The organism is Streptomyces sp. SAS_272, assembly GCF_052543235.1.
This window is the reverse complement of sequence record NZ_JBMNDR010000160.1, coordinates 1-9184: the sequence shown is the minus strand read 5'-3', so window position 1 is coordinate 9184 and position 9184 is coordinate 1. Positions and strand designations below refer to the sequence as shown.

Genomic DNA, 9184 nt, shown 5'->3' with positions numbered 1-9184 from the left:
CAGCGGACGGAGGAACTCCCACTCCTCATCGGACAGTTCATGGCGACGTATCACCCGACCATGATCCACCACTCAAGATCAATTGAAGACACGACCTAGCGCGGTCGAGCCCAGGTTGATGGCGCGAGTGTTGATGGCCTGCGGCAGGATGTAGCTCAGGGGCCGGAGCGCGACGGAGGTGACCGTGGCGACGCCGATGGCGCAGCCGAGCAGGCAGATCGCGACCGGCGCGGCGAAGGACTTCATCAGCATGGACAGCAGCGACTGGATCGCGATGAGCGGCAGCGCGGCGACCACGGAGACGGTGCCGACCAGGACGAATTGCCAGGGAACCGCTGCTTCGAGGCGGAGCACAAAGGCCCCGGAAATGAAGGTGCCTGCGACGAGGACGAGTTGCATGAACGCGACAGGGATCGTGATGACTGCGATCTTGGCTAGCACGAGCGTGATCGGCTGTCGGGTGGTGGTGAGGAGGAGGTTCCAGTTGGTGCCGCGGTGTTCCATGCGCCAGGCTGTCGCGGCGATTAGGCCGGTTCCGATGGAGAAGAACAGCAGCCCGTAGAACAGGGTGACCTGGGAGGTGAAGGACGCCCACCCAGCATCCAAGGTGTCGCGATTGTTGGCGAGGTTGATCGTGCCGGTGGTCACAGCCAGCAGGGGCAAGACGAGCGCGATCAGCCAGGTAGTGGACCGCTTGAGCTTCAGGAGTTCTGCGCGCAACACTGGCGGGTTACCTTTCGATCCGCTCGAGGCGGCGGGTGACCAGGGTGAACACGACGCCGACGAGGAGAAGGAAGCCTGCGATCCAGGCGTAGGGCGGGGTGATGTAGGTGACGCGTGTGCTGGCCTGGCCGGCGTGGGAGATGACGGCGTAGTAGCCCCACGGGATGATGCGGGAGATCACTCCCGGCATGAGCAGGGTGAACACGGCGACGAACGCGCCAAGCATGCCGATACTGACGCTGATGAGTTGATTTTCGATAATCGAGGCGAGCCAGATGTGCAGTGCCAGGAACGCCACGTCGACGAGAAAGAGCAACACGGTGTAACCGATCCACGGACCGGGGTCGAGCGGCACCCGGATGCCAGCGAACATTCCGGCGCCGATGACGAGCAGAGACTGGATGACCAGGGCCGGTAGGAGGATCAGGCTGAGGGCGGCGAGCTTGGCGTGGCAGAGAAGGCCGGGGCTGTAGCCAGCGGTGGAGGCGAAGGTCCAGCCGACGCCAGAGTGTTCGATGTCGGTCTGACGGCTGGCGAGAACGGCGGTCAGGATGGGCGAGGTCATCGCCGCCATGAACGTGTAGGTCAGCAGGAGTGCCGCGTACGGCGTTGCGGTCGGATCTTCGAAGCTCTCCTGAGTACCCGCGGAGAAGAGGGATGCGCTCGAAAGGGCTGCGACCGCGACTACAAGGATCGTGAGAATCCGGACGGTGCGCAGCCGGTGCATCTTGCGGAACTCGAGGCGAATGGTGCGGATCACAGAGGCCCCCCACGTCCGGTGAGGTCCATGAACACGTCTTCCAGGCTTTGCGGCACCCGGCGCACCTCGTGGATCGGGACCCCTGCGACCGCGAGCTGGTAGACGACTTTCGCGGTCTGGTCCTTGTCGATCCCGCTGAGGCGGATGCCCTCCGGGACCAGAGTCGCATTGATGCCCTGCGCGTGCGCGGCTTGCGGGTCTGGGGTCTCAATGACCAGGTCGGGGACGGAGTGCTCGAAGAGCTGATCGCGGGTTCCCTGGAAGAGCATCTTCCCGCTGGAGAGGATGCCCAGGACACTGGCCATCTTATCTATCTCGTCGAGCAGATGGCTGGAGACCATGATCGTGATCCCGCGCCCGGCGAGGTCGATCAGCAGGGTGCGAATCTCCTCTATCCCGGCCGGATCGAGCCCATTGGTCGGCTCGTCCAGGATCAGCAGGGCGGGGTCGCGGGCGAGTGCCATCGCGATCCCGAGGCGCTGCTTCATGCCGAGCGAATAGTTACGGACGAGTTTGTGCTGCTGTTCGGTCAGGCGCACCGTGGCCAGGGCGTGGTCGATCTGGGCGGTGGACAGGTCAAGCATGTCTTGGACAATGCGCATGTTCTCCCGACCGGTGAGGTGCCCGTAGCCGGGTGGGGCTTCGATCAGCGACCCGATCGAGGGCAGCAGCTCGGTGCGCGATGCGCGAGTCAGGGGTTGCCCAAGGACTTCGATGTCGCCACTGGTCGGCTGGGTGAGGCCGAGCAGCATCTTCATCGTGGTCGACTTACCCGACCCGTTCGGCCCGAGGAACCCGTAGACCAGCCCCTGTGGGACGTGTAGGTCGAGGGCGTCGACGGCGGTGTGTGTCTTGAAGGTCTTGGTCAGGGCGTGGGTGGTGATGACGGCGCTCATGCGCGCCTTGCTTCGATCGTGTGCTTCATGACTTCGACGATTCCCGGCCAGCACGGTCGGTAGATCGTGCCGTGGCATGAAGCGGCACTTCATACCGTGGTATGAGTTACCGAAAGCCTCAGCGAATTAGCATCGGCAGGCATGGGACCCTTCACGCTTGCATCTGCCGCTGGGCGGTCCCAGTCCGCCCTGGCTCGCCTCTGGCCCTTGGATGTAGGCGTCGCGGTTCTAGTTGTCGTGATCGGTGCGATCAGCCGGCCGACTCTGTCGCTGGCGACTGTGCCCCACGCGCTCTACACCGCCGTCGGGATCGGCTGCGTAGCCGCTCTCGTCTTCCGTCGGGTCCTGCCCCGCCTTGCGCTCACCGTGATCGCAGTGCTCCTGCTTGTAAACCTGACCGCAGGGATGGGGCTCGGTGCCTTTGTCGCAGTCATCTTCGCAATCGCGGCATACAGCACGCAGACCCAACTCAGCCCACCCTGGCGCTGGCTGTTCCTTGCCGCCGTCTATGTCGGTTCGGTCGCCGCGATCATGACGGCACCGATTCCGTCACCTGCCGTCGGCCTGCGAGAGCGGCTCATAGTCACTGGCGTCGCGTTGGCACTGCTGACGCTGGCGATGATGGCCGGAGTGGTCCGCCGCCACCGCCGAACCCGCTATACGTTCGCGCTCGAACGCGCGAAGATGCTCGAAACCCAGCAGGCCACCGAGCGCCGACTCGATGTGGTCGAGGAACGGACCCGCATCGCTCGGGAGATGCACGACGTCCTGGGTCACTCGCTGAACGCGATCGCCGCTCAGGCCGAGGGTTTGCGCTACGTGCTGCGCTCCGACACCGGCCGGGCAGATCAAGCCCTCGCCGACATTGGGAACTTGTGCCGCCGTGCCGTCGACGATGTCCGCGGCCTCATCGACGTCCTCACCACCGAGGAGTCCGAGGCGTCGACTTCTCCGGCTCCGTCGCTCGGGGACGTTCCCGAGCTCATATCCTCCCTGCACTACACAAGAGCCGCCATCAGACTCCGGGTCGTTGGCGAGCCTGAGGCTGTACCGGAGTATCTCGGTCTGGCCGCATACCGGATCGTGCAGGAGAGCCTCACCAACGCGCTCAAGCATGCCGACGGCGCCCCGATCACTGTAAGTGTGACGATCGAAGAACATCGTCTGGAGCTCAGCGTCCTCAACATGCTCCCGCGGGCTGCGTCGGCCCAGAGCATGAGCCAAGACGGGCACGGGATCAACGGCATGCGCGAGCGCGTGCGCGCGGCCGGTGGGAGCGTTGAGGTCGGTCCGGATACGACGACCGGCGGATGGCGAGTGCACGCAGTCCTCCCGTGGGGCCGTTCATGATCACCGTCGCCCTCGCGGATGACGAGCCGCTGTTCACAGCCGGGCTCACGATGGTCCTGGACGGACAACCTGACATGCAGGTGCTGTGGCAGGCGATCGACGGTGCCGACGCGATCCGCCAGCACGCCGGGGCGCAGCCCGACGTCCTGCTCCTGGACATCCAAATGCCTACGCTGGACGGCCTCGCTGCCACCCGAGGGCTGGTCGAAGGTGGAACAGGAAGCAAGATCATCATCCTCACCACGTTCGACACCGACGAGCATGTCCTCGCCGCCGTCGAAGTCGGCGCGGCTGGATTCCTGGTGAAGAACACCCCGCCCGATCAACTCACCGCCGCCATCCGCACGGTGCACAGTGGCGATGCCGTCATCTCGCCCGGGCCCACCCGTCGACTCTTCCGCACGTTCCGCCAACGCCCAGCCGATGGGAAGCTGCCCGTGTCTCGCGCCGACGCACGAACGGCCGCGGAACTCACCCCGCGCGAACGGGACATCCTCATCCTGATCGCCGAAGGGCACTCGAACCGTGACATCTGCAAGAAACTCTGGCTATCCATGCCGACGGTGAAAACACATATCGGAAACCTCATTGCCAAGACCGGTGCCAACGACCGCGTCCACCTCGTGCTCTTCGCCCTGAGAACAGGCATCGCATCCCTGAATTGTTCCGGGTTCGGTAGAGGGGGCTGATCCCTGGAAGGATGCGTCCCTTGGCTGCCCAGTGGAAGTACCCACCGGAGCTGATTGAGCGAGCGATGCGGATGGCCGCAGAGAAGCAACACGAGAACGCGGGGCGGCCGGGGGATCATCCGCGAGGTCGGCGATTGCTCGGCATTCATCCTGTCAATCCCCTCGCATCGTGGAGACAATCTATGCGGCCAGTCCCTCGGCGAGGGTGGCTCGGTAGTCCCGTTCGTAGTCGAACGGGCTCTTGAATCCACACACGCTGTGTAGCCGGCGTTGTATTGATCAGAAACTCATGGGGTTCTCGTCCAGGACGTAGCGGACGTGCGGGCCGCCGAAGTAGCCGCGGACGATGTGCGGCTGGCGCTGGCGTCTGCGGAAGAAGCGACGGGTCTCGGCGGCGAGTTCGGCCTGATCGCGGGCTCGGTGCTGCTTGGGCAGGCTGTGCTTGAGGTCGGCGTTGACCAGCTCGTCGGGGTTCAGCTCGGGCGAGTACGGGGGCAGGAAGTGCAGCTCGATGTCGTCCGGGTGGGCGGCGAGCCAGTCGCGGACCTTCCTGGAGCGGTGGGCGGAGTGCCCGTCGACCACGAGATGGACCTTGTGGTCGAAGTGGCCGGCGAGCCGGTCCAGGAAGCGGCACATCACCTCGGCGGTGAAGCTCTCGGCGAAGACCATGAAGTGCATCCGGCCCTTGGTACTGATCGCCGACATCGCGTTCACCGAGAACCGGTTGCCGGTCCGCCGCACGACAGGAGTCTTCCCCTTCTCTCCCCAGGTGCGGCCGGTGACCTGGTCGGAGCGGATGCCGACCTGGTCGGCGAAGAGGATCTCGCCGCCGTCCTTCTTCGCCTTCGCGCGGATCCTCGGCCAGGTCTCCTGGTGCCAGCGCCGGACGGCCTCCGGGTCCTGCTCCACGGCCCGCTTGTCCGGGCGCTGGAAGGACAGCCCCCACCGCTTCAGGTACTTGCCCACCCCCGTTCCGTCAGCCGCAGCCGGTACAGCTTTGCGATCAGGGCACCGATCAGACGGCGCGTCCACAACTGCCCACTCAGCCCCACGTCACACGGCCGGTGATCGAGGACCGCCTGCCGCACGGCGGCCTGTTCGGCCTCGCCGAGGACCTGGTGCACCCCAACCGGTTTGCCGCGCGGACGCATGACCAGCGCCTCCCGGCCGCCTGCCTGCCACTTCGCCCACCAGATGTCGACCGCCTTCAGCGACACCCCGAACACCGCCGCCACGTCCTCACGGTCCCGCCCCGCCACCAACGCGGCCACCGCCCGCAGCCGCAGGGCCTCCTGCGCCGACGGCGACAGATGCCGGGCGTCCCCCACCAGATCGTTCACACCCCTCCAACGACCCAGAACCCGAACCGTTTCTGATCAATATGTGACTTCACGTCGCACCGGGCGTGCCTTCCCGACCCGCGCTGCGAACGCGGGCCTCTACTCGGTGACTTGTAGATCACTCGGGAAGGTACGCCCTTCGCGTCCCGTCCCGAAGACCGATCCACAAGTCCTGAGCATTGCTCTGTAGAAGTCAGTGATCCAGGTGGCGATCTTGCCGGTCTGGCTGTGGTGCTCGGCCACCGCCGCCACACCGGGGGACGTGGAACGCTGGTGACACGCGAAGTCCTCCAGATCACACCGGACCGCAGCCAACTCCCCACCCAGCACACCTGGTCAACGACACACCCGATCAAACGGAAACGCCACCGGCTAACACACCTGGCCAAGCACTGCTAGGTGCTGCGCGACTGCATCCAACAGGCCGAGGCCTATGCCGGCGAGCGCGACGACCGCTGTGACGGGCTTGCGGCCGCCGTACGTGCTACGAATCGACGACTACGTCGAGCACATCGGAGGGGCCGCCGCGTCATAGAGCTGGTGGACGGCGTCTCGCTCAGGACGCCGCTGCGCCAGGAGAACTCCACGGGTCCGGAGAGGCCGCCCTCGCCTGCTCAAGGGGTCGTTGCTCGGCCTCGCCGCAGCTCACGAGGCGGGATTGGTGCACCGCGACGGAAAACGTTTTGGTCGACGTCGACGGCTACTCCAAGCTTCCACGACCCATGAGCGATCAACACAGAACACGGTCTTCACTCCCTTTGAGTAGGAACTGCTCTGTCCGGGCCCTCGGCCGGGTGGAAGCCTTCACTGCCGGGCCGGGTAGGCACCGCTCTTCCGCAGCAACGCAGGCTCCTGACGCCCCGAGACATCGACGGCACACACAGCTCTCTGTCGTGGTCATGCCCCTGCTGACCCACGAGGAGGCATCCACCCGATGGGGGATCCATGCACTCCACCTTGCTTCACCGTCCCCCCGACGACTGCCCACTGACTTGAGAAGCCATCAGCAACAACACGCGAGCACAGGGGGTGTGATGATGAATGTACTACTGACTGGAGGGTCTGGAGATCTAGGAACCGTCGTTGCCAGAAAGCTGGCAATGCGTGGCGATAAGCCGGTCAAGCTGGATCCGCGCAGCCCTGAGGGCGACCTTCCACATATAGAAGGGTCGGTTCTGGATCGCACCATCCTAGACAACCTTCTCCCCGACATTCAATGCGTAGTGCATATTTCAGCCTGGCATGGCATTCACGAATTCCGAAAGGAGAAAGATGCGTTTGATTTCTGGCACCTGAACGCCACAGGTACGTTCACGCTACTTGAGTCCTGCGCGCGCTCAGGGGTGTCTAAAGTCGTCTTTCTCTCCAGTTCGGCCGTGACCGAATGGCCCGGCATGTATGCCCACAGTAAGCTGATCGGTGAAAGCCTGATGGAAGCCTACCGCGCCCGTCACGACATGCACATAATAACTCTGCGCCCTCGCGCCTTCATTCCGCCATGGAATCGGTCGGTATATCCCAGCTTCAAGGAGTGGGCACGTTGGCATTGGAAAGGTGCTGTTCACATCGACGATGTGGCCCAAGCTGTGGTGAGATCGATCGATGCACTCAAAGTGACTCGAGGGGAACATCACCCACTCACCGTCGACGGACTCTGTGAATATTCGCAAGACGAACTTTCTTCCTGGGATGCGCTGGGGCCAGGAACGACATTCCGAGAACGCTTCGGCGATGCTAGTTACTCCTTGGCTTTTCGATACGAGATTGATCCCACCCGGAAGCCGGTCATTCTCGGTTCGGATGAGGCTGAGCGTGTCATCGGATATAAGCCAACTTACGGATTTCAGCGCCTCATCGAAGACATGGAACGGAACGCGCACTCGATCTAGTGAGGTTCCAGAAGTCCTGATTGCAATGGGGACTTTTTGTGACCTTTCTGCCGCAGTAAAAAATGAAGCGGCATGGGGAAGGGGTGGAGCGTCATGAGGTTTCCTCAGTCACGTGGCCCCGTTTCCGCTGCCCGCATAATCATCAGAAAGAGGGGCGCGTGAGGCCCCGAGAGACGGAAAGGTGCCGGCATGACCGCCGAGTGGTACGTCCTCATCGAAGAGGACAGAGAGTTCGATCGCCTTCGCCCTGACGGCATGGAAATTAAGCTGCATCGCTTCATGCTGGTGGCCACCCACCACGTCGAAGGCGATGAAGCCCAGGCCGCCGCAGTGGCTGAGGACGCGGCTCTGCACTACGTGCCAGGAACTCTGGCTCGGCTTGCCCGCCCTGGAGACCAGCCGGCTCGGCATGCCCTCCTCACACAGGACGGTGCGTGGGTTGTGCAACTCACTCAGCGGCACCTCAAGTACCACATACGGGTGACCACGGCCCGTCTCATGCACTCACAGGAGGAGAAGAAAGCTCCACCCAAGAACCTGAAGGGAATGCTCCGCAGCGCCCTGGAAGCACCGCAGCCCGCCAAGAAGCCATGGACACCTACGGCGGCCCGTCATTGAACCTCTTTCATCCTGTCCGGGCCGGGTAAACTGGGCTGGTCAGGGGGACGTGGCGAAGAATTGGTTCCGTATCCTTCCATCCTTGGCGTCCCGCACGAGCTGATCGAGCACGTCTCCTGCCTCATCTACGCCCAAGGCGTGAACTTCGGTCGGACTGACAGAAGTTGGGCTGCTTCAAGCAGACCCTATTGGTTCTCGCGCACCCGTGGAAAACGAGCCGTTGGCACAGGTCGGTGCCGGGTTCGTAGTCTCCGAGGCGACGGCGCGGCGGTACGTGCACGAGACCGTCGAGGTCCTCGCCTCGTGGTCGCCGGGCCTGCACGAGGCCCTGGTCGGTCGGAGTGAAGGTGGTTTCATCATTATCGACGGCACCCTCATCCCCACCGACCGCGCCAAGACGGACGAGCCGTACTACTCGCAATGGCACAAGATGCACGGCATGACCGTCCAGGTCATCGCACGTCCGGACGGTACGCCACTGTGGTTCTCGCAGGCGACGCCGGAAGCCAGGCCCACGACCTGCCCGCGGCCCGCACGCACAGCATCGTCCAGGCCAGTCGACCGGCTGATCGCTCGCCGGGATGTTCAACTGCGGGAGAAGACGCTGTGGCGGTCACTCTTCGAGTCGTGTGCCCACTCCGAGGAAGTCCTGGTTGTCAACACCGAGGACCTGTATCTGGCCGGCCGCCGTTGCCAGGTGAAAGCGAAGGGCGCCCGGCCCAAGGTCCGCCGCCGCGGCGCCGAACGCGCGGACTAGCCTCCCGCTTTCACCAAGCGGGGCGTCCGAGGCTTGATCAAATAAGCGGAGAGTGCTCCTGAACTGCAACGATGGGACTTGTCTAGGGTCCTGTTGGCTGCACGGGAAGAAGCACTCTCCAGGTGAAGAAGCGTATCGGGTCCTACCCGCGTGTCCGTACCG

Annotated in this window: 9 protein-coding genes and 1 pseudogene; 5 read left to right on the top strand and 5 right to left on the bottom strand. The window is 63.9% G+C overall.

Translation table 11 applies throughout. From position 1 onward, the window contains the following. Positions 1 to 78: 78 nt before the first annotated feature. The 3 genes from ACN6LD_RS41335 to ACN6LD_RS41325 are packed head-to-tail and all read right to left on the bottom strand — an operon-like array spanning position 79 to position 2379. Complete coding sequence (locus tag ACN6LD_RS41335; protein WP_445045851.1) at positions 79 to 723, bottom strand: ABC transporter permease; 645 nt, start codon at positions 721 to 723, stop codon at positions 79 to 81. Between the two features lie 7 nt (positions 724 to 730). After that, positions 731 to 1483 (bottom strand): ABC transporter permease, encoded by a 753-nt coding sequence (locus tag ACN6LD_RS41330; protein ID WP_445045850.1) that lies wholly within the window; start codon positions 1481 to 1483, stop codon positions 731 to 733. Continuing rightward, a complete protein-coding gene (locus ACN6LD_RS41325; RefSeq protein WP_445045849.1) occupies positions 1480 to 2379 on the bottom strand; it encodes an ABC transporter ATP-binding protein in 900 nt (299 codons plus the stop codon). Before ACN6LD_RS41325 ends, ACN6LD_RS41330 begins: the two co-directional genes overlap by 4 nt. A 237-nt stretch (positions 2380 to 2616) precedes the next feature. On the opposite strand from ACN6LD_RS41325, the gene ACN6LD_RS41320 reads away from it, so the two are divergent. Both ACN6LD_RS41320 and ACN6LD_RS41315 read left to right on the top strand, forming a co-directional pair. Next, entirely contained in the window at positions 2617 to 3729 is a 1113-nt protein-coding gene (locus tag ACN6LD_RS41320; protein WP_445045848.1) for a sensor histidine kinase, read from the top strand. Continuing rightward, positions 3726 to 4418, top strand: coding sequence for a response regulator (locus ACN6LD_RS41315; RefSeq protein ID WP_445045847.1), 693 nt, complete (start codon positions 3726 to 3728; stop codon positions 4416 to 4418). Before ACN6LD_RS41320 ends, ACN6LD_RS41315 begins: the two co-directional genes overlap by 4 nt. A 279-nt stretch (positions 4419 to 4697) precedes the next feature. On the opposite strand, the gene ACN6LD_RS41310 is transcribed toward ACN6LD_RS41315, so the two are convergent. Further along, on the bottom strand, positions 4698 to 5384 hold the full coding sequence (locus ACN6LD_RS41310) for an IS630 family transposase (protein WP_445045846.1): 687 nt from the start codon (positions 5382 to 5384) through the stop codon (positions 4698 to 4700). Continuing rightward, entirely contained in the window at positions 5369 to 5758 is a 390-nt protein-coding gene (locus ACN6LD_RS41305; protein WP_445045845.1) for a helix-turn-helix domain-containing protein, read from the bottom strand. The genes ACN6LD_RS41310 and ACN6LD_RS41305 overlap by 16 nt, the downstream gene beginning before the upstream one ends. Before the next feature lie 722 nt (positions 5759 to 6480). On the opposite strand from ACN6LD_RS41305, the gene ACN6LD_RS41300 reads away from it, so the two are divergent. From ACN6LD_RS41300 to ACN6LD_RS41290, 3 genes and pseudogenes are all read left to right on the top strand, one after another. Next, complete coding sequence (locus tag ACN6LD_RS41300) at positions 6481 to 7647, top strand: NAD-dependent epimerase/dehydratase family protein (RefSeq protein ID WP_445045844.1); 1167 nt, start codon at positions 6481 to 6483, stop codon at positions 7645 to 7647. A 189-nt stretch (positions 7648 to 7836) separates the two neighbouring features. After that, positions 7837 to 8265: a hypothetical protein gene (locus ACN6LD_RS41295; protein ID WP_445045843.1), complete on the top strand. Its 429-nt coding sequence runs from the start codon at positions 7837 to 7839 to the stop codon at positions 8263 to 8265. Positions 8266 to 8295: 30 nt separating this feature from the next. Beyond that, a pseudogene (locus ACN6LD_RS41290) lies at positions 8296 to 8820 on the top strand (transposase family protein); the annotation flags it as partial. Positions 8821 to 9184: the final 364 nt, after the last annotated feature.

Coding starts and splice junctions, on each gene's coding strand:
- ACN6LD_RS41325 (WP_445045849.1), bottom strand. CDS start 2,379: ATGAGCGCCGTCATCACCACCCACGCCCTGACCAAGACCTTCAAGACA.
- ACN6LD_RS41315 (WP_445045847.1), top strand. CDS start 3,726: ATGATCACCGTCGCCCTCGCGGATGACGAGCCGCTGTTCACAGCCGGG.
- ACN6LD_RS41300 (WP_445045844.1), top strand. CDS start 6,481: ATGAGCGATCAACACAGAACACGGTCTTCACTCCCTTTGAGTAGGAAC.
- ACN6LD_RS41295 (WP_445045843.1), top strand. CDS start 7,837: ATGACCGCCGAGTGGTACGTCCTCATCGAAGAGGACAGAGAGTTCGAT.